This is a genomic window from Meiothermus hypogaeus (assembly GCF_003574035.1).
GTDB classification, from domain to species: Bacteria; Deinococcota; Deinococci; order Deinococcales; family Thermaceae; genus Meiothermus; species Meiothermus hypogaeus.
In genome coordinates this window covers 1-18,290 of sequence record NZ_QWKY01000017.1, presented here as the reverse complement: position 1 = coordinate 18,290, position 18,290 = coordinate 1, and the positions used below count along the sequence as shown (strand labels likewise).

Sequence of the window (18,290 nt, the reverse complement as noted above, 5' to 3'; positions counted from 1 at the left end):
TTCGGCGACACTCCAGGTGTAGAGAGGCGCGTTCCCATCACTGGTAAATATAGCCGTCGGGGTGTCGACACCTCCGGCCCAGAGAAAGCAAGGGGTTCATGTGGATTCGGTATGGCACTCGACCTGCGACTCCGCCGCTGAATTTTTCTGTCAAGATTCTTCTCCTCTGTTCAACCAACTATTGATAGCGTATTATCAGAAATTATGACCGCACCCGCGGTGGAAATGCATGCGTATTCGGTGAGCTTTGGGGAGTTCCAGGCGCTGCAAGAAGTAAACCTAAGTGTGCCCCAGGGGGCTTTTGTCGCCATTGTGGGACCCAATGGGGCGGGCAAGAGTACCCTGCTGAAGGCTTTGCTGGGCCTGGAGCGGGGTTTGTTGCGCGATGGTCCGACCCAGGTTTCGGGTACGGTGCGGGTGATGGGTCTACCGCCTCGGCAGGTGCCCCCCGGCTGGGTGGGGTACGTGCCGCAGGTCAAGGGCTTTGACCGCAGTTTTCCTGCTCTGGCCCTGGAAGTGGTGGTGTCGGGCTTGCGGCGCCGCTGGCCCTTTATCATTACCGCCCAGGAACGCAAAAAAGCCGAGGCCATGCTGGATAAGGTGGGGGCGCTGGCCCTGGCCAACCGTCGGCTGGGCCGCCTCTCGGGTGGGGAGCTTCAGCGGGTCTATCTGGCCCGGAGCCTCATCCGTGAGCCGCGGCTGCTCTTGCTGGACGAGCCCGCTACAGGCGTGGACGTGGTGGGAGAGGCCGACCTGTACCGGCACCTCGAGGCCTACCAGGCCGAACGTGGGGCCACCGTACTCATGATTACCCACGACTGGGAAGCTGCTCAGCACCACGCCTCGGCGGTTCTGGTGTTGAACCGGCGGGTGGTGGGCTATGGCCCGCCCGAGCAGGTGCTCTGCCACGAGTGCCTGAGCCAGGCCTTTGGGCACGTGGGCCACGGACACAACCTGGTGCTGGGGGGCCGCGCATGATGGAGGCACTGCAGCTTCCGTTTTTGCAACGGGCCCTGCTGGCGGGCCTGCTGGTGGGGGGGCTGGCCAGCTATCTGGGCGTGATGGTGGTACAGCGCCGCCTCTCGTTCCTGGGCGACGGGCTGGCCCACGCGGCCTTTGCGGGCGTAGCCCTGGGGCTGCTTCTGCACGAAGAGCCGCTCTGGGTGGCCATTCCCTTCGCGGTGGGGGTCTCGCTGGCTATCACCTGGGTACGCGAACGCAGCAACCTGGGCGACGATACTGCCATCGGTATCTTCTTTGCGGTCTCGGTAGCGCTGGGGGTGCTGTTCATGTCCATGCGCCAGGGTTTCGCACCCGACGCTGTGGCCTATCTGTTTGGTTCCATCCTGACCGTGACCCAGACCGATTTGTGGGTGATGGGCTTCATTGCCCTGGGGGTTGCCCTCCTGGCGCCGGTCTGGAGCCACTGGGCCTATGCCACCTTCGACCGCGAGCTGGCCCTGGCCGACCGACAGCCGGTGCTGCTTTACGACTATCTGCTCGCGGGGCTCATTGCCCTGGTGGTGGTGGTTTCAGTCAAGGTGGTGGGAATAGTCTTGATTGCGGCTTTCATTGTGATTCCTGCCGCTACGGCCCGCTTGCTCAGCCGGACTTTTTCGGCCATGACAGTTATATCGGTTGCGATTGGCGTTTTTTCGGTCGTTCCAGGGCTGGCGGCCGCTTATTTATTCGATGTCCCGGCCGGTAGCGCGATAGTGCTGGTGCAGGCCCTGTTGTTTGCCCTGGCACTGACCCTGCGCCGATGATGGACTCATTAGAGGTGAATCGTAAAGGTGTAAATTCTACTTTTCCATACAGGATTTAGGGGTTTATACTTAGGTCATGTGGGTCTCAACCAAAGCACAGTACGGGTTACGGGCCCTGGTAGAGATCGGCTTGCGTCAACCTAAGGCGGTTCCCCTCAAGGACGTTGCGGATGTGCAAGGGATCAGCCAGCACTACCTGGAGCAGATAGCAGCCCAACTGCGACGCTCCGGCTTCATCCGTAGCGTGCGGGGGGCCAAAGGGGGTTACAAGCTGGGCCGCCCGGTGGAGCGCATTACTGCTTTGGAGGTGGTGGAGGCTCTGGAGGGTAGCCTGGCGCCCGTGACCTGTCTCGAAGACCCACAGTCCTGCTGGCAGACCGGCAACTGCTCTACCGAGATCCTGTGGAAAAAAGTGGACGATGCTATGCGGGGGGTACTGCAACAAACTACCCTGAAGGATTTGATCGAGGAACGCAAGCAGATCGAGGCCCGCAAACTGGTGCAGCTCGAGCCCGCGCCGCCTGTGGTCTACAGCCGCTAGGCTATAGCGGAGTGTCTGTGGTTAATCGTCTGTAATCAATAGTCCCCAACCGTTGCAGGGCTTTCCACGATTGACGTACCTGAGCCTTCGAAGGGCCATCTGCCAGGGCGCATTCGCTCTCTATCACTGAATACTTGTCGCATGATTTACCTCGACTACGCCGCCACCACCCCACTCGACCCCGAGGTAAAGGCCGCCTTGCAGGAGGTGCTATCGGTTTATGGCAACCCCAGCTCGGTGCATGGGGCAGGCCGCCAGGCGCGGCAGCTGCTGGAAGAGGGCCGGGAGCGTGTGGCTAGGGCGCTGGGGTGCAAACCCCGTGAGCTTGTGCTGACCAGCGGCGGCACCGAGTCCGATGCCCTGGCAATTTATGGGGTGGCGCTGGCCCTTGGCCGGGGTCATCTGGTGAGTACGGAGCTCGAGCACTCCGCCGTCCTGACCGCGCTCAAGAACCTCCAGCACCTGGGTTTCGAGGTCACCTTGCTGAAGCCCGACCACACCGGCATGATTTACCCTGAGCAGGTGGCCGAAGCCCTGCGCCCCGATACCCTCCTGGTCTCGCTGATGACCGTCAACAACGAAATCGGCACCCTGTATCCGGTTAAGGCGGTGGCCGAGCTTTGCCGGGCCAGGGGCGTCCTTTTCCATACCGACGCTGTGCAGGCCTTTGGCACGGTGCCCAGCCAGGTGGAAGACCTGGGGGCCGACCTCATCTCCATTGCGGCCCATAAGTTCTACGGCCCCAAAGGGGTGGGGGCGCTTTATGTGCGGAAGGGAATAGAACTTTTCCCCCTGATGCCCGGCAAACAGGAGCAGGGCTACCGGGGGGGCACCGAAAACCTGCCGGCAGTGTACGGGATGGGGCTGGCTGCTGAAAAAGCCATGACACTGTTGAGCCAGGAAACACAAATGCTGCTGCACTTGCGGGAGCGTCTGGAATCGCAGCTTCTGGCCATCCCAGGGGTCGAGCTCAACGGCCACCCCACGCTGCGAAGCCCCAAGCACGTCAACGTGACGGCCAGAGGGGCCGATGGCGAAGGGCTCTTGCTCAACCTGGATCTGCTGGGCGTGGCGGCTTCATCGGGCTCGGCCTGTGCGAGCGGGAGCCTCGAGCCCTCTCATGTACTCCTGGCCATCGGGCGGAGCAAGGCCGAGGCCAAGGCTTCGGTGCGGTTCAGCCTCGGGCGCTTTACCACCGAAGAAGAGATAGACAAAGCCGCAGCCGCTTTTGCCGAAGCTGTGGGGCGCTCGAGGGTCTAATGCCAGATTCGGTTGATTCGATACCGAACCGTAACAAATCAACTCGACCGAAGTTATCCACGTAGCGGAGGGCGATACCGCTCCTTGGAAAGAAGACGCTTTTTTCGCCGACCGAAAGGGCAGGGTGTGCTCCAGGATTCAAAAAGACAACCTACGGGTTTTTTTGGTTTTGTAAGCGGACTGTTTGAATCAGGTATAAATGCTTTCAAGCAATCGAGGCCCCCTGCAGCGTGTGGGGTACAGCGACCATACAGCCTTGCAGATGAGTCCATAGGCTAGGCAAACTAAGGATGTCGCTGCTTGCTTCTAGCTTCCCACCTTTTGCCGCTCCTTCAGTACCGCCTCGCGCAACTCCCGTCTGAGCACCTTGCCCACCGCACTCTTGGGCAGTTCGCTGCGGAACTCGTAGATGCGCGGCACCTTGTAGGCAGCAAGGTTGTCGCGGCAATGTTTGTCCAGCTCCTCTTTGGTCAGGGTTACACCAGGTTTGGGAACCACAAAGGCCGCCACCGTCTCGCCCCGGTACTCGTCGGGCAGGCCTACCACCGCCGCTTCAGCCACGCCCGGGTGGGCAAACAGGACTTCCTCTACCTCGCGGGGATAGATGTTGTATCCGCCTGCAATGATCATATCTTTCTTGCGATCCACAATGTAGAAGTAGCCGTCCTCGTCCATACGGGCCATATCGCCAGTGAGCAGCCAGTCGATCTTGATGGCCTTGCTAGTTTCCTCGGGGCGCTGCCAGTAGCCCAGCATTACGTTGGGACCGCGCAGGGCCAGTTCCCCCACCTCGCCCACAGGAACCTCGCGCAGGTTTTCGTCCAATACCTTGGCATCAATACCGGGCATGGGCAGCCCAATACTGCCAATCTTGCGCTCACCAGTGAGGGGGTTGCAGTGGGTACAGGGGGCAGCCTCGGTCAGGCCATAGCCCTCGACCAGCTTGCCGCCGGTCAATTGCTCGAATTTCTTGGTGACTTCAACGGGCAGGGCCGCCGAGCCGGAGATACAAACCTTGACCGTTCCAACCTTGCGTTTTTCAATACCTGGGAAATTGTTGAAGCCAATGTAAAGGGTGGGCACGCCAGGGAAATGAGTCACGCCATGCTTTTCGATGGCCTCAATGCAGGGTTTGACCTCGGGGCGCGGCAGCAGCACGATCTTGTACCCTGCGGCAATGCCGTAGTTCATGGCCACGGTCATACCGTAAACGTGAAAGAAGGGGATGGCACCCAGCATGACCCCTTTGCCTTCCAGGTCTTTTACCTCGTCGCCCCCCCAGGCCATGCTCTGGTAGGTGTTGGCGACCAGGTTGCGGTGCGAGAGCATGGCCCCCTTGGAAACGCCGGTGGTTCCCCCGGTGTATTGCAATAGGGCCACCTCATCGGGCTTGGCGGGGTAGGGCTGTGCGATGGGGCTGGCCGCTTTTAGGGTCTTTTTGAAGTCCTGGCGCTTGGGGTGTTGGGGTAAGTTGACCCAGCGTTTTTCCCGGCGGGCTTTGAGGGGGAAGAGCAGGTTTTTGGGGAAGGGCAGATAGTCTTGAATACCGGTGGTGAACACCCGCTTGACCGGTACCTCCTGTTCGATCTCGGCATAGCGAGGCCAGAGCAAGTCCAGGATGATTAGGGTCTCGGCCCCAGCGTCGGAGAGCTGATGTCGGAGTTCACGGGGGGTGTAGAGAGGGTTCACGTTCACGCACACCCCACCAGCGGCCAGTGTGCCGTAAAAGGCAATCACAAACTGCGGGCAGTTGGGCAGCATGATGGCCACGCGGTCGCCCGGCTGCACCCCCTGGGCCTGGAGGGCGCCTGCAAACTTGAGCGCCGACTCCCAAAGGGTGCGGTAGCCCATCACGCTCCCCATAAACTCCAGGGCCACATGGTCCGGATATTTTTGGGCGGTGTCGGCCAGCAGCTTCCAGAGGGGCACCTCGGGGTACTGAATATCCGCCGGGACGCCTTTGTCGTAATGGTTGAGCCAGGGTCGGGTCATGGTTTAGCTCCTTCGGGTGGAGTCTTGCATAGCTTGTCCCAAGTCTAGCAAATCATGTACCGAGTTCAAGGTGATAGGGCATTTTTGTCTCTGATATGGAAACAGAAGCAGAACTCGAGTTCCACCCACCACAAACTTATGGCCAGGAGAAGACTTCTCTGGAGCGCTATTCGTGCAGACTCCGCCCCAGGGCTTTGCTTCTAAAGCCCACAACCAGGTGCTTCTCAGGCTTGTCACTGTATCTGGCTCGGTCAACATCTGGGTATTGCGCACAGCCAGCAGACTCACCTCTAAGCCTCGAGAAGCTCAGCTTGAGGTAGCCTGCTCCACAGTTGACGGCCAGAAGCTTTAGGTGTTTGACTAGGGCCTATGAACATACGAGAAACCATCGCCGAGTTGACGCCCAGCCTGATCGAGATGCGCCGCGACTTTCACCGCCACCCCGAACTGGGGTTCCAGGAGGTGCGCACCAGCGCCAAACTCGCCGAGTTTTTGCAAGGGCTGGGCCTCGAGGTCACAAGGGGGGTGGCCCAGACCGGGGTGGTGGCCAGCCTGAAGGGCGCCAAAACGGGCAAAACCGTGCTGGTGCGAGCCGACATCGATGCCCTGCCCATCCACGAAGACTCTGGCGTACCCTATAGCTCCCAGACCCCCGGCGTTATGCACGCCTGCGGCCACGATGGTCACGCGGCCATTGCCGCTCATGTGGCTGCGGTCCTGGCCCGCTTCAAAGAGCAAATGGAGGGTGAGGTGCGCTTTGCCTTCCAGCCTGCCGAAGAGATTGTTTCGGGGGCCCGCCCGATGGTGGAGGCCGGGGTGCTGGAAGGGGTGGATCGTGTGGTGGGGCTGCACCTCTATAGCCTGATGCCGGCAGGAAAAGTGGGGGTACGGCCCGGCCCCTCGATGGCCGCCGCCGACGCCTTCACCATCCACCTTCGGGGCAAAGGCGCCCACGCGGCCATGCCCCACGAGGGGGTGGACACCGTCCTGATCGCGGCACAGATTATCGTGGCCCTGCAAAGCCTGGTCAGCCGCGAGACCGACCCGGTCAATACCTCGGTCATCACCATTGCCACCGTTACGGCAGGCGAAGGGGCGCATAACATCATCCCCGAAACCGCCGAACTCAAGGGCACCCTCCGCACTTTCGATGCCCAACTCCGGGAGAAGCTCATCCATCGGATTGGTGAGCTCAGCCAGGGGATTGCTGCCGCTATGGGAGGCAGCGCCGAGGTGAGCTGGTTACCTGGTTCGCCCGCCGTGGTCAACGACCCCGAGATGGTCGAGCGGTTCCGGCAGGTAGCCCGGCAGGTAGTGGGGGAGGCGGCGGTGCTCGAGGTGCCGCCGGTGATGGGTGGCGACGACATGTCGGAGTTCTTGAACCGCCGTCCGGGGGTGTACTTCTGGCTGGGTGCGGGCGACCCCGATCCCAGCAAAAACCGCCCACACCACCACCCGGGATTCTGGATTGACGACGAGCGTTCCCTGCCCCTGGGCACCGAACTGATTACCCGTGCCGTGCTCGACTTTTTGCGCTAGAAGCTTGCTGATTTACTCGCCAGCTTGCTGTGCCCTGGGCTAGGGAAGTTAGTAGGAATTACTACAAACTGTAGCACGCCAGAGGGTGCACACTAGGGCATGAAACCTGTTTTTGCCCTGGTTGTGCTATTCCTTTTGGGAGGGCAGGCCCAGCGCTTGCAGGACGTGCCCCCTCAAGACCGCGCAGCTATTCAAGCCATTATCACTGCGCAGATCGAGGCTTTCAAAAAAGATGACGCTGTGCGGGCTTTCTCCTTTGCTTCCCCTGGCATTCGCCAGGTTTTCCAGACCCCCGAGCGCTTTATCGATATGGTTCGGACGGGCTACGCTCAGATTTACCGACCCCTCAAGGTGGAGTTTGGACCAGCTAGCCGCTCTTTGGGTACGCTTCAACAGATACGCCAGGTTGTGAATTTGGTAGGTCTGGACGGCAAGAAGGCGGTGGCGTACTACCTGATGGAGCGTCAGGCAGACGGCAGCTGGAAGATTGCGGGGGTGCAGCTCGAGCTTATCCCCGACGATCAGACCATTTAGAGACGTAGGGGGATTGGAGGGTATGCGCCGAGGTCATCCAATTGCTGCGTGTGCCTGTTGGTCAGCTCAACAAAAGGATGATTTCTTCCTTTCTCAGTACTGAAGTTACGCATGTATGAATAAAGCTCACAGGGATGGATAAATCTCTTGCATGCTCGGATAAAGATGTGCGCCAACTTTTTTGACTGTAGCTTCCTCAAAGCTATTGGGGTAAGGACTGAGCTGATGTCAAGGATGGAGAGGGCGGCTTTGTGCATGGTTGTGCGGCTCAATAGCATCCGCCAGCTGCCGGAGTCATCTCCTGGTAGCTCATAGGTTGAAAGACACGAGCTGGATGGATTTATTCACTTCTGCGTAACTTGAGTCAGTAGTAGGGGGCCTCGAGCTGTCTCGAGGCCCCAACTTACTAAGAAATCGGCCTTAGCTACGCCTTCGCCTTCTCCGCCAGCATGTTCTTCAGCACCGTCTGCAAGATGCCGCCGTTCTTGTAGTAATCCACCTCTACCGGGGTGTCGATACGGGCCTTCACCTGAAAGCTTACCTGGCTGCCGTCGGCGCGGGTGGCAACTACGGTGAGCTCCTGGCCGGGGGTGATGTCCTGGAGGCCCAGGATGTCGAACACCTCGTAGCCGGTGAGGCCCAGGCTGGCGGCGTTCTGGCCGGGCTGGAACTGCAAGGGCAGCACACCCATGCCCACCAGGTTGCTGCGGTGGATGCGCTCAAAGCTCTGGGCAATTACCGCCTTGATGCCCAGCAGATAGGTACCCTTGGCGGCCCAGTCGCGGCTACTGCCGTTGCCATACTCGATGCCGCCCAGCACCACCAGCGGAGTGCCTTCGGCCTTGTACTGCATGGCCGCGTCGTAGACAAACATCTCCTCGCCTGAGCCGGGCTCGGCGCCCCGGTCGGACTTGGGCAGTTTTTTGGTGTAAGGGCCTTCTTTGCCGTCGAGCATCAGGTTGCGGATGCGGATGTTGGCGAAGGTGCCGCGCATCATCACCTCGTGGTTGCCACGCCGGGAGCCGTAGCTGTTGAAGTCGGCGGGCTCTACCCCATGTCCCATCAGGTAGCGGGCGGCGGGCGAGTTCTTGGCGATGTTGCCGGCAGGGGAGATGTGGTCGGTGGTGATGGAGTCGCCCAGCACCAGCAGGGCCCGGGCCCCTTTGATGTCGCCAATCTCGCGGGTGCCCATCAGGTCGTCGAAGAAGGGGGGGTTCTGGATGTACGTACTGGCCGGGTCGAACTGATAGAGCTGGCCTGTAGGAGCGGGTAGGGCCTTCCAGCGCTCATCGCCCTCGAACACGGTGGCGTACTGGCGGCGGAACATCTCGGCATCCAGGGTCTGGTGCACGGCCTGCTTGATTTCCTCCTGGCTGGGCCAGATGTCCTTCAGGAAGATGGCCTTGCCGTTGGGGTCGTAGCCGATGGGCTCGCTGGTGAAGTCGATATCGATGCGGCCCGCCAGGGCGTAGGCCACCACCAGCATGGGGCTGGCCAGGTAGTTGGCCTTAACGTCCGGGTTGACCCGGCCCTCGAAGTTGCGATTACCCGAGAGCACAGCCGCCACCACCAGGTCGCCCTCCTTCACGCCCCTGGAGATTTCTTCGGGTAAGGGGCCCGAGTTGCCGATACAGGTGGTGCAGCCGTAGCCAACGGTGTGAAACTTAAGGGCTTCCAGGAAGGGTGTGAGGCCAGCGGCGTCGAGGTACTCGGTGACCACCTTGGAGCCGGGGGCCAGGCTGCTCTTGACCCAGGGCTGGGTGTCCAGGCCTGCTTCCACGGCTTTTTTGGCCAGCAGGCCCGCGCCCAGCATTACCGAGGGATTGGAGGTGTTGGTGCAGCTGGTGATGGCGGCAATCACCACCGAGCCGTGCTGGAGCTCGAACTCATCGCGGCCCCGTTTGACCGTGACTTTGGTGTTTAGCTTATCGGGACTCAGACCAAAGCCGCGCTCTTTTACGTCCTTGGTGAGGTGCTCGAGGAAGCTTTGCTTCACGTCCGAGAGGTTCACCCGGTCCTGGGGGCGCTTGGGGCCGGCCAAGGCGGGCACCACGGTAGACAGGTCAAGCTCCAGATGCTCGCTGTACACCGGGGTGGCCTCGTCGGTGCGCCAGAGGCCGGTGGCTTTGGCGTACTTTTCCACCAGGTCTACCAGTTCGTCGGGGCGGCCTGTGAGCCTGAGGTAGGCCAGGGTCTCTTCGTCAATGGGGAAGAAGCCCATGGTGGCCCCGTACTCGGGGCTCATGTTGGCAATGGTGGCGCGGTCCGCGAGCGGCAGCCTGGAGACCCCAGGGCCGTAGAACTCCACGAACTTACCCACCGCACCGTGTTTGCGGATCATCTCGGTCACGCGCAGCACCAGGTCGGTGGCGGTGGCCCCTTCGGGTAGCTCGCCCGACAGCTTGAAGCCGATGACCCTGGGGGCCAGCATGTAGTAGGGCTGGCCTAGCATGACGGCCTCGGCCTCGATGCCGCCCACCCCCCAGCCCAGCACGCCCAGGCCGTTGATCATGGTGGTGTGGGAGTCGGTACCCACCAGCGAGTCGGGGAAAGCGTAGAGTTTGCCGTCCTCGCCTTTTTGGGTCATGACTACGCTGGCCAGATACTCGAGGTTGACCTGGTGCACGATGCCCGTGCCGGGGGGCACCGCCCGGAAGTTCTTGAGGGCGTTCTGGCCCCACTTGATGAGGCGGTAGCGCTCCTCGTTGCGCTTGTACTCGAGCTCCACATTCTGCGCGAAGGCATAGGCGGTGCCGAAGTAGTCCACCTGCACCGAGTGGTCAATCACCAGGTCTACCGGCACGCCGGGGTTGATCTGCTCGGGGTCGCCGCCCAGCTTGGCAATGGCATCGCGCATGGCGGCCAGGTCCACCACCGCGGGCACGCCGGTGAAGTCTTGCAGAATTACCCGGGCCAGCATCAGGGGCACGTTCACCTCGCCGGGGTCGGGTTGCCAGTTGGCCAGGTTTATTACATCATCGCGCGATACCTTGTACTCGTCGTGGTTGCGGAGCAAGCTCTCCAGCATCACCCGGATGCTAAAAGGCAGTTTGGATACGGGCGCGATGCCCTGGCGCTCGAGCTCCAGGATGTCGTAGTAGTAGACCTCGCCCATCTTGGTAGACAGGCTCTTGCGGGCTTTGAAGTCGTCTCGGTAGGCCATAGGTTCTCCTTTAGTGCAGCTGGTCTAATGATTCAGGCCCGACACCAGCACTTTTGACGAAGGCAGATAGCCAGATGATTCATTTACAGGCTATTGCTGGCGGCTTGGGTTGCAAAAAACACTATAGCCCACACCCCTCTATGGGAGCAAAATGGCTTGTGTGCAACGGATAAGACCGCCTGGGTTTTGGGGCTGGTTTCGATGCCTGGGCGGGTGCGCCCTGCCTCAGACTTTTCTATGTTAACGTATCAAGGTCTTCTTGCAAATAAGCGCGGTTGCAATCCTGCGACCCACCTGGATGGGCCGAAATTTTCTTCGAGACCTCAATCTACAACATGCCTGCCAAGAAACCCTGCTCCCGCACGACCCGAATCAGATCCATAACGGTGAGCTGATGGGGGTCGTATTCAACCTCGAGCTGGCCTGCATCGGCGGGCTGTACCCCCTGCACGCCCTCGAGATTTTTGATGGCATTGGAAACTTTTTCAATCTGTTCGGGGCGCTCCATGCCCCGCACCGCCAGCAACACCCGGTTCATATCCCCTTGATTGTAGAGGATGCACCAGAGGTTACGCGGTATCTGGCCTCAAGTTGCGCCTGCAGGCTGGGTTTCCAGCCGCTCGCGCGCAGCACGGTACTGGAAAAAGTAAAACTCCGCCGCCAGCATGAGCGCTGCGAGCAGCGCCAGCCAGGGTGCCAGTGGCACGCTGAGACTGGGGGGGAGGGGTTGATCGGGGCTGGGGCGAGGCAGCAGGGTTTCGGCAGGGGTCAGGAGGCCGCTGCGGAGTTCGCCCCTGGGCGCAATCAGGTTGTAAAGCAGCACCGGAAAGGCCGGCAGGTTTTGCAGGCTTTCGGCGGGGGGTAGGTATAACCCGCTTGGGTGATACCAGGCCAGGGCCCGGCCGGTTTCGCTCACTGCCAAGGGTTGCCAGCCGGGCGCTTGCGGACGCGGAGGAATACGCAGGCTGTAGCCGACCAGCTCGACGCCGCGTAGATAGGGTAGGGTGCGCTCGACGTCAAAAACCAAAGCCTGTCCGCTGGCCTGGTCGGCAAAAAAAACCGTGAAGCGATTGGGTTCGCGGCGGGGGGTGCCGACCTCGAAGGCCACCTCGCTGGGGCTGCCCCGGCTGGTGCCCAGCAGGGCCAAAATACGCTCGAGGGCCGGTGAGCGGCCCGATACCTCCACCCGCACCAGCCGCCTGGAAAAACGGGCCTCATTGTCGAGGGCCAGGGCGTCGCTGCCTGCAATCCGGGCGGTGGGTGTGGCCGAGGGCACCTCCAGGCTGCTAAAGCCCCTGGCGGGTACCTCGAGCGAATAGGGCCGGCCATCCACCAGCACCTCGCCCCGCCACAAACCGGGCCCCGCATTGGCCACCGCTACAAAACCCGGGCCAATGGCGGTAATGCCCACGTTGGCGCCGTTGCCCGCCACATTCAGGTAGCCGTCGGTGGCTTCTGGAGCGGACCGGTCGGCGATGGTCAGGACGCGGGCCCCAGGCAACAGGGCCCTGCCCCTGGCGATGGCAACCTCGAGGTCGGCGCTGGCGGCGGTGGCCTGAAGCCCCTCGAGGTTGCCCACCAGACTGCGCCCCGGGGCCGGGCCAAAGGTTCGAATCTGGCTCCCGGCCACCACCAAAACCGCCCTGGGCGAGGCCACCAGGCGTTCACGGGCCTTTTCCTTGGCCTGCTCAAGGCGGCTGGGACTCACGTCAGTGGCGGCCATCGAGGCCGAGACATCCAGCACTACCACCAGTTCGCCGGGGCGATCCAGCGAGACCCTGGGCGCGGATAGCGCCAGCACCCCCAGCAAAGCAGAAAGCAATAGCAAAAACAGCCTAGCGTCGAAGCGTCGGCGGGCCCTCCCCTTGCGAAGGGCTTTTTGCCAGAGCCACAGCCCGGCCACCTTGCGCTCAGGAGGCTGCCGCCGCCGATACCACCACCACACCAGCCCGAGCACCGGCGGCAGCAGCAGCAACACCCAGGGCAACCCAAACGCTACCTGCACCCCTACAGCATAGGGGTATTGCCTTCCTGGCAATGCGGACTGGTAAACCAAGTGACTGCGTAATCTTGGATAGAACGCTAAGCTTAACGTTCAGGCGTTAATCTCTGTGAAGCTCTGTCATATCCGTGTAAGCTGCGGTATACTCGCCCCGAGACCTTTTATTCCTGTGAATTCACCCAATTCCAAAAGTTTTTTGGGTCTCAGTGCTTTCCTCGAGGTTTCGTGCGTATGTTGCACGTGTCCCATTTGCCACCCCCCTCCTCCATGAGCCCTACCCATTACCGCCTCTCGACCCGACTGGCCCGCCACCTCCGCAGCGCTGGTTGTTATCTATCCGAGCACGTGCTAGCAGAGCAGGTGCTGGCTTCACCAGGGCTACCCAGGGGTCCCTGGGCCGGCCAACTGCTGCGGGACTTGCTGGATGGGCGATTCGAGCGCGGAGAATCCGGGGTAGGTCTGTGGGAGTGGAAGTATTCCTTTCCGGCTAAGGGAGAAGCCATTGTGGTGTTGGATGTAGAGACCACCGGACTTTCGCCCGAGCAGAATGAAATTATCGAGTTTGCCATGGTGCGCCTGGAGAATGGTCGGCGCACGGTATTTGAGCGCCTGGTGAATCCGGGGGTTCCCATTCCCCCTTTCATCAGCCGCCTGACCGGAATCCGCAATGAAGACGTGCGGGATGCGGCCGATATCTACACGGTACTGGCGGAGGCCCTACCACTGCTGGACAATGCGACCCTGATTATTCAAAATGCCGGTTTCGACCTGGGTTTTTTGCATCCTCGCTTCAGGCGACTGGGATACCGACTGGATAATCCGGTGGTAGACACGATACACTGGGCGCGCAAGGCTCTGCCGGGTCTGAGTAAGCGCGGCCTGGACGCCCTCGCCTGGGCCTTTGATTTAGGCCCGATTGTAGATCGTCACCGTGCTTTGAGTGATGTGCAAACCACGCTACAAGCTGCACACGAAATGTACTACATGCTAACCGCTGGCAAGCCCACCTTGGCCCGTCATCTTGCGGCAAGGCCCTACTAGGAAACCTATGATTGCGCGTTACGTCCTCACCAGTACCTGCCTTAGTAGCGGAACCATGAACCTTACCCAGTCGCTGCGGGTCTTCCTGCAGGGCAAAGACCGCGTAACCCTTCGTGACGAGGAGGGGGAAATCTATGATTGCAGCGTGAACTGGCGACAAAACCGTCTGGAGGGCCTTGCGCCCTACTATGCCAAGCGTCGGCTAGGCGTTAACGACAAAATCGCTCTGCACCTCGAGGGCGACGAAATCGGTCTGGAGGCCCTTACACCCGCAGCCAAGCCAGCCAGGGTGCGTTTCCCTGAGCCTGAACGTAAACCCCAGCCGGAAGCTGCGCCTGAGAAGCCCGAGAAGCGGGTCAAGGTCACGCCCTATCCCAAAGAAGTGATCTTTCCACACAAGCCCGTAGCCAGCGAAGTGCCTGCGTTCGCGGTAGACCTCGAGGCCCTGGGCTTTTCCCGCGAATCGGGCAGTGCGCCCTGGGTGTTCAGGGCTGCGATGGGCCGCCGAACCTTTCATGTGGCCCTCGCCAAGTTTGGCGAGATGGAAGCCAGGGAGTTGCTGAACTATCGCCAGCAGGGCCGGGTGCAGTATGCCGCTATCGTGGCTGGCGAGTCTTCTAAACCCGAAGCCCTGGCCGAAATTGCTACCGTGCGCCCCTCGGGGCTCGTACAGGTGGGCCTGGCCTATGCCTCACCTGAAGCCTTGCAGCGCCTGGTCAGATTAAGAAGCGCCTTCCCGGTTGGCCCCCTGGACATCGAGCGGCTGCTACGGGAGGGCCGCATCGACCTGGAAACCATTGCGGGCCTCGAGCAAGAAATTTCGGGGGTTTTGCGCGAGCGCAGCCACTTTTCGGCGGTTCTGACCCTGCTGGCCGACCAGCCCCCACAACAGGTTTTTTTGCTGGCCGACCTGATGCCAATGGCACGGGAAATGAACCTCGAGGCCGACCACCTGCAGAATGTGCTGGAGAGTCTCAGCAACCCCCCTTTCTTGCTCCTGAGGCGGCTTTCGCCGGGTGAGTTTCTGATGCGCCAGACGGTCGAGCAAGCTCTGGCCGACTGGGTAGAGTATGCCCAGGTCATGGCTCAGCGGCTGCGGGTGGTTCTGCAAGAGCGATAACCCCGTCTTTGGGTGACGGCCAGATTCACCACCCCTCGATTAACACAGACGGGTGGTTTACTTGAAGAGAGCCTTGACACGAGCTTCGAGGGCATCGGCGGCTTTCTGGCTGATGGTGAGCCGCAGCTTGAGAACTAGCTTCAGGCTCCATTCCTCCAGTTCGGACAGGCTCTGTTTCCCTTCTACCTCCGCTTGGTACTTTTTTGCCTTCTCACCCAGCTCGGCCTCGAGGGCGGCCATAAGTTGGGCTTTGGTGGTGGCTAAGGGGTCGGTTGCCTTGGGCTCAGCGGTTGGTGCATTGGGAGTGCCCACGACGACTTCGATGAGGTTTTGCTCGAGTAAGTGAATAAGAATGCTCTGCAAAAAGTCGAGCGGAAGATTGGCCCGTTGAGCTAGCACCACGTCGCTGATTTCTTCACGGCAAAGCGAGTACACCAGCCGCTGCTCCCGGCTTAATAGAACGTCCAGTGCTTTTGCGGTTTGCTTGTAAACTTGCATTATCCCTCGAGTACGGCCAACACCGCCTGCACCAGCCGCAAAACCAGAAAAACGAAAATCGCTCCAAATAGCAGAATCAGCGACAGGATGACCAGAACGGTGTCGGGCGGGTAACTCCAGGTTAGAACCCCCACCGCCAGGTAACCCAGCGTAAAAAGCGCGATGAAAATATTGAGCTGTGAAAGGCGCTCACCGATGATGCCGCCCGGGGCCTTGCCTTTCAGCCCAAAACCCACATAGCTGTTGTACAGCATAAGAATCACCCCGATTGCCAAAAGAACTTGAATCATTGAGCCACCCCTTTCGTTGCACTTCGTTTGGTTCCTGAGTTTGTTGTCATTATAGGGGGAAGTAGCCTGGCGCGATCTTTATCGGTCACAAAAGGAGTTTTGATTGTTCCAAATAGCAAACCCACAGGCTCGAGCCTGTGGGTTGAGCTTCCTTGGGGGTAGGCTACATGTTCTCAACTAGAGCCTGGCCAAACTCACTGCACTTGAGCAGGGTGGCGCTGCGCCCTTCGGCTACCATCAGGCGGTGGAAGTCGTAGGTAACCCGCCCCTGGGCAATGGCTCTGGTCATGGCGTGGATAATCAGGTCGGCGGCTTCGGTCCAGCCCATATACCGCAGCATCATCTCGCCCGAGAGAATCACCGAGCTGGGGTTGACCTGGTCTTTGCCCGCATACTTGGGGGCGGTGCCGTGGGTGGCCTCGAAGACCGCATGCCCGGTGTAGTAATTCACGTTGGAACCGGGGGCAATCCCAATACCCCCTACCTGGGCGGCCAGGGCATCGGAGATGTAGTCGCCATTCAGGTTCAGGGTGGCGATGACGCTATACTCGGCCGGGCGCAGCAGAATTTGTTGCAGGAAGTTGTCGGCGATCATGTCCTTCACAACGATCTGCTTGCCGGTTTTGGGGTTGGTAAAAGTCTGCCAAGGGCCCCCGTCGAGGTCTACCGCACCATACTTGCTTTTGGCCAGGGCGTAGCCCCAGTCGCGGAAGGCCCCTTCGGTGAACTTCATGATGTTGCCCTTGTGTACCAGCGTGACCGAGGGCAGGTCGTTGTCAATGGCGTAGTTGAGCGCGGCCTCGACCAAACGCTGGGTGCCTTCCTCCGAGACCGGCTTGATACCGATACCGGCGGTTTCGGGAAAGCGAATTTTGCTGTAGGGCTTGGGGAACTCGGCTTTGAACCACTCGAGAAACTTTTTTACCTCGGGGCTATCCTTGGGAAACTCGATACCGGCGTAGATGTCCTCGGTGTTCTCGCGGAAAATCACCATGTTGACCAGCTCGGGGTGGCGCACCGGGCTGGGCACCCCTTCGAACCACTGCACCGGGCGCACACAGGCATATAGGTCGAGCTCCTGGCGCAGGGCCACGTTGATGGAGCGAATGCCCCCACCGACCGGCGTGGTCAGGGGCCCCTTTATCGCAACCAGGTACTCGCGGATGAACTCGAGGGTTTCCTCCGGCAGCCATAGGGTCTCGCCATACACCTGGTTCGCCTTTTCGCCGGCGTAAATTTCAGTCCAGGCAATCTTGCGCTTGCCGCCATAGGCTTTGGCAACCGCCGCATCCAACACGGGCTGCGCGGCTCGCCAGATGTCGGGCCCGGTGCCGTCGCCTTCAATGAAGCCCACAATGGGGTGGTCGGGTACGTGTAGTTTGCCCTCGTGAATGGAAATCTTCTCGCCAGCCGGAACTTTGATTTTCTGGTATGCCATAGCTCTAAAAGCATAACAGAAGCGGAAGGCGCGGGGCTTGTTGCAAAAAGTGTAATCGCTGAAAGCGAGCAACCACTTCACTAAACCGCTCTACCTTGATCTCTTTGTTCCAGCAACTGGTAAAAGCCCCTGGCATTGTGAAGGTAATGGGCCAGTATGCCAGGAACCAGGCTTCCGGTGAGCAAATAGGCTGTGCCGAACATCAGGCCACCCAAAAAAATAAACAGTGGATAGCTCCAGGCCCTGCGGTCTGGAACCGGATGAAGCGCGGTGAATACCACAGCCTGCAGCAGCACCCCCAGCCAGCCGCCAAACAAGGCGTTCTGCAGCACCCCCCGGAAAAATATCTCCTCGCCCACGCCAGAAGCCAGGGCCAGCAGCAAAGCCTGGTGGTGGCTGATGCCCTGGGAGCGCATCGCTGCCCCGAGCTGGCCGTGCAGGGCTTCGGCGGCTCGGAAGCTCTGTGGGAACAGGCGGGAGAACAAGAACTCGAGCCCCATCAGCCCGAAGAACAACAACAAGAAGGCCAGCCCATCACGCAGGGGGTTGGGACTGATAAGGAAAGGGTAACCCGCCAGCGCCATCCAGACTAGGCCCAGCAGCATAAGCCCAAGCTGGATCAGCATGAAAAAGCGAAACATGGATGGATTACAGACCTTCGCTGCCGATGTTGAAGCCTTGCTCGAGCAATTTGCGTGAATAAGCTCTAAAGGCCAGCAGGGTTTGGGTGCGCTCGATGCCCTTCAGTTTGCGCAAGCCCAGGGTTACGATGTCGTCGAGCTGCTCGAAGTCCTTGAAGCGCAAAATGGCTACCAGATCCCACTCCCCCGTAACCGAATACACCTCGGCGACTCCGGGAATTTCGGCCACAGCCTCGGCGGTCTCGGCGGTAGATTCGCGACTGGTTTGGATTAGAACAAACGCAGTAATCATGCCTGGATGATACTTCATACCAGATTCGGTTAGTTCGTCACCAAGGGGTGACGAACTAACCCGACCGAAGTTATCCGCGTAGCGGAGGGCGATACCGCCCCTTGGAAGTTATCCGCGTAGCGGAGGGCGATACCGCCCCTTGGAAGTTATCCGCGTAGCGGAGGGCGATACCG

The 18,290-nt window shown here is 60.3% G+C and carries 17 protein-coding genes; 8 read left to right on the top strand and 9 right to left on the bottom strand.

Going from position 1 to position 18,290, the window contains the following annotated elements; genetic code table 11:
- The first annotated feature begins 204 nt into the window (after positions 1-204).
- From Mhypo_RS06280 to Mhypo_RS06265, 4 genes are all read left to right on the top strand, one after another.
- Positions 205-978 carry a metal ABC transporter ATP-binding protein gene (locus Mhypo_RS06280; protein ID WP_119340451.1) on the top strand — a complete coding sequence of 258 codons (774 nt, stop codon included), beginning with the start codon at positions 205-207 and terminating at the stop codon, positions 976-978.
- Complete coding sequence (locus Mhypo_RS06275; RefSeq protein WP_119340450.1) at positions 975-1,766, top strand: metal ABC transporter permease; 792 nt, start codon at positions 975-977, stop codon at positions 1,764-1,766. Before Mhypo_RS06280 ends, Mhypo_RS06275 begins: the two co-directional genes overlap by 4 nt.
- 76 nt (positions 1,767-1,842) lie before the next feature.
- Complete coding sequence (locus tag Mhypo_RS06270; protein ID WP_119340449.1) at positions 1,843-2,307, top strand: RrF2 family transcriptional regulator; 465 nt, start codon at positions 1,843-1,845, stop codon at positions 2,305-2,307.
- Between the two features lie 141 nt (positions 2,308-2,448).
- Positions 2,449-3,567 carry a cysteine desulfurase family protein gene (locus tag Mhypo_RS06265; protein WP_119340448.1) on the top strand — a complete coding sequence of 373 codons (1,119 nt, stop codon included), beginning with the start codon at positions 2,449-2,451 and terminating at the stop codon, positions 3,565-3,567.
- 306 nt (positions 3,568-3,873) lie between these two features.
- Here Mhypo_RS06265 and Mhypo_RS06260 read toward each other — a convergent pair whose 3' ends face one another.
- Complete coding sequence (locus Mhypo_RS06260; protein ID WP_119340447.1) at positions 3,874-5,559, bottom strand: long-chain-fatty-acid--CoA ligase; 1,686 nt, start codon at positions 5,557-5,559, stop codon at positions 3,874-3,876.
- 369 nt (positions 5,560-5,928) lie between these two features.
- On the opposite strand from Mhypo_RS06260, the gene Mhypo_RS06255 reads away from it, so the two are divergent.
- Both Mhypo_RS06255 and Mhypo_RS06250 read left to right on the top strand, forming a co-directional pair.
- Positions 5,929-7,098 carry a M20 metallopeptidase family protein gene (locus tag Mhypo_RS06255; RefSeq protein WP_119340446.1) on the top strand — a complete coding sequence of 390 codons (1,170 nt, stop codon included), beginning with the start codon at positions 5,929-5,931 and terminating at the stop codon, positions 7,096-7,098.
- A 99-nt stretch (positions 7,099-7,197) separates the two neighbouring features.
- A complete protein-coding gene (locus Mhypo_RS06250; RefSeq protein ID WP_119340445.1) occupies positions 7,198-7,632 on the top strand; it encodes a DUF4864 domain-containing protein in 435 nt (144 codons plus the stop codon).
- A gap of 424 nt (positions 7,633-8,056) precedes the next feature.
- Here the strand turns inward: Mhypo_RS06250 and acnA are convergent, their stop codons facing one another.
- The 3 genes from acnA to Mhypo_RS06230 form a co-directional block, all read right to left on the bottom strand.
- Positions 8,057-10,795: an aconitate hydratase AcnA gene (gene acnA, locus Mhypo_RS06240; protein WP_119340443.1), complete on the bottom strand. Its 2,739-nt coding sequence runs from the start codon at positions 10,793-10,795 to the stop codon at positions 8,057-8,059.
- Positions 10,796-11,123: 328 nt separating this feature from the next.
- Positions 11,124-11,333: a heavy-metal-associated domain-containing protein gene (locus Mhypo_RS06235; protein WP_119340442.1), complete on the bottom strand. Its 210-nt coding sequence runs from the start codon at positions 11,331-11,333 to the stop codon at positions 11,124-11,126.
- A gap of 48 nt (positions 11,334-11,381) precedes the next feature.
- Positions 11,382-12,800 (bottom strand): vWA domain-containing protein, encoded by a 1,419-nt coding sequence (locus Mhypo_RS06230; protein ID WP_119340441.1) that lies wholly within the window; start codon positions 12,798-12,800, stop codon positions 11,382-11,384.
- A gap of 264 nt (positions 12,801-13,064) precedes the next feature.
- Between Mhypo_RS06230 and Mhypo_RS06225 the strand changes: the two genes are divergently transcribed.
- Complete coding sequence (locus tag Mhypo_RS06225) at positions 13,065-13,838, top strand: 3'-5' exonuclease (RefSeq protein ID WP_170148228.1); 774 nt, start codon at positions 13,065-13,067, stop codon at positions 13,836-13,838.
- A 7-nt stretch (positions 13,839-13,845) separates the two neighbouring features.
- Entirely contained in the window at positions 13,846-14,958 is a 1,113-nt protein-coding gene (locus Mhypo_RS06220) for a hypothetical protein (RefSeq protein WP_119340439.1), read from the top strand.
- A 57-nt stretch (positions 14,959-15,015) separates the two neighbouring features.
- Here Mhypo_RS06220 and Mhypo_RS06215 read toward each other — a convergent pair whose 3' ends face one another.
- The 5 genes from Mhypo_RS06215 to Mhypo_RS06195 form a co-directional block, all read right to left on the bottom strand.
- Positions 15,016-15,456 carry a hypothetical protein gene (locus Mhypo_RS06215; protein ID WP_119340438.1) on the bottom strand — a complete coding sequence of 147 codons (441 nt, stop codon included), beginning with the start codon at positions 15,454-15,456 and terminating at the stop codon, positions 15,016-15,018.
- A complete protein-coding gene (locus tag Mhypo_RS06210) occupies positions 15,456-15,746 on the bottom strand; it encodes a hypothetical protein (RefSeq protein WP_119340437.1) in 291 nt (96 codons plus the stop codon). Before Mhypo_RS06210 ends, Mhypo_RS06215 begins: the two co-directional genes overlap by 1 nt.
- Positions 15,747-15,909: 163 nt before the next feature.
- Positions 15,910-17,184, bottom strand: a complete 1,275-nt coding sequence (icd, locus tag Mhypo_RS06205) for an NADP-dependent isocitrate dehydrogenase (RefSeq protein ID WP_119340481.1) — start codon at positions 17,182-17,184, stop codon at positions 15,910-15,912.
- An 80-nt stretch (positions 17,185-17,264) separates the two neighbouring features.
- Positions 17,265-17,825, bottom strand: coding sequence for a CPBP family intramembrane glutamic endopeptidase (locus Mhypo_RS06200; protein WP_119340436.1), 561 nt, complete (start codon positions 17,823-17,825; stop codon positions 17,265-17,267).
- A gap of 7 nt (positions 17,826-17,832) precedes the next feature.
- On the bottom strand, positions 17,833-18,117 hold the full coding sequence (locus tag Mhypo_RS06195; RefSeq protein ID WP_119340435.1) for an Lrp/AsnC ligand binding domain-containing protein: 285 nt from the start codon (positions 18,115-18,117) through the stop codon (positions 17,833-17,835).
- Between the last annotated feature and the right edge of the window lie 173 nt (positions 18,118-18,290).

Bases quoted from the DNA above. Each gene is read 5' to 3' on its own strand.
- Mhypo_RS06255 (WP_119340446.1), top strand. From the start codon at position 5,929: ATGAACATACGAGAAACCATCGCCGAGTTGACGCCCAGCCTGATCGAG.
- Mhypo_RS06220 (WP_119340439.1), top strand. From the start codon at position 13,846: ATGATTGCGCGTTACGTCCTCACCAGTACCTGCCTTAGTAGCGGAACC.
- Mhypo_RS06260 (WP_119340447.1), bottom strand. From the start codon at position 5,559: ATGACCCGACCCTGGCTCAACCATTACGACAAAGGCGTCCCGGCGGAT.
- icd (WP_119340481.1), bottom strand. From the start codon at position 17,184: ATGGCATACCAGAAAATCAAAGTTCCGGCTGGCGAGAAGATTTCCATT.
- Mhypo_RS06225 (WP_170148228.1), top strand. From the start codon at position 13,065: ATGAGCCCTACCCATTACCGCCTCTCGACCCGACTGGCCCGCCACCTC.
- acnA (WP_119340443.1), bottom strand. From the start codon at position 10,795: ATGGCCTACCGAGACGACTTCAAAGCCCGCAAGAGCCTGTCTACCAAG.
- Mhypo_RS06265 (WP_119340448.1), top strand. From the start codon at position 2,449: ATGATTTACCTCGACTACGCCGCCACCACCCCACTCGACCCCGAGGTA.
- Mhypo_RS06250 (WP_119340445.1), top strand. From the start codon at position 7,198: ATGAAACCTGTTTTTGCCCTGGTTGTGCTATTCCTTTTGGGAGGGCAG.
- Mhypo_RS06270 (WP_119340449.1), top strand. From the start codon at position 1,843: ATGTGGGTCTCAACCAAAGCACAGTACGGGTTACGGGCCCTGGTAGAG.
- Mhypo_RS06200 (WP_119340436.1), bottom strand. From the start codon at position 17,825: ATGTTTCGCTTTTTCATGCTGATCCAGCTTGGGCTTATGCTGCTGGGC.
- Mhypo_RS06275 (WP_119340450.1), top strand. From the start codon at position 975: ATGATGGAGGCACTGCAGCTTCCGTTTTTGCAACGGGCCCTGCTGGCG.
- Mhypo_RS06215 (WP_119340438.1), bottom strand. From the start codon at position 15,456: ATGCAAGTTTACAAGCAAACCGCAAAAGCACTGGACGTTCTATTAAGC.
- Mhypo_RS06195 (WP_119340435.1), bottom strand. From the start codon at position 18,117: ATGATTACTGCGTTTGTTCTAATCCAAACCAGTCGCGAATCTACCGCC.
- Mhypo_RS06235 (WP_119340442.1), bottom strand. From the start codon at position 11,333: ATGAACCGGGTGTTGCTGGCGGTGCGGGGCATGGAGCGCCCCGAACAG.
- Mhypo_RS06280 (WP_119340451.1), top strand. From the start codon at position 205: ATGACCGCACCCGCGGTGGAAATGCATGCGTATTCGGTGAGCTTTGGG.
- Mhypo_RS06210 (WP_119340437.1), bottom strand. From the start codon at position 15,746: ATGATTCAAGTTCTTTTGGCAATCGGGGTGATTCTTATGCTGTACAAC.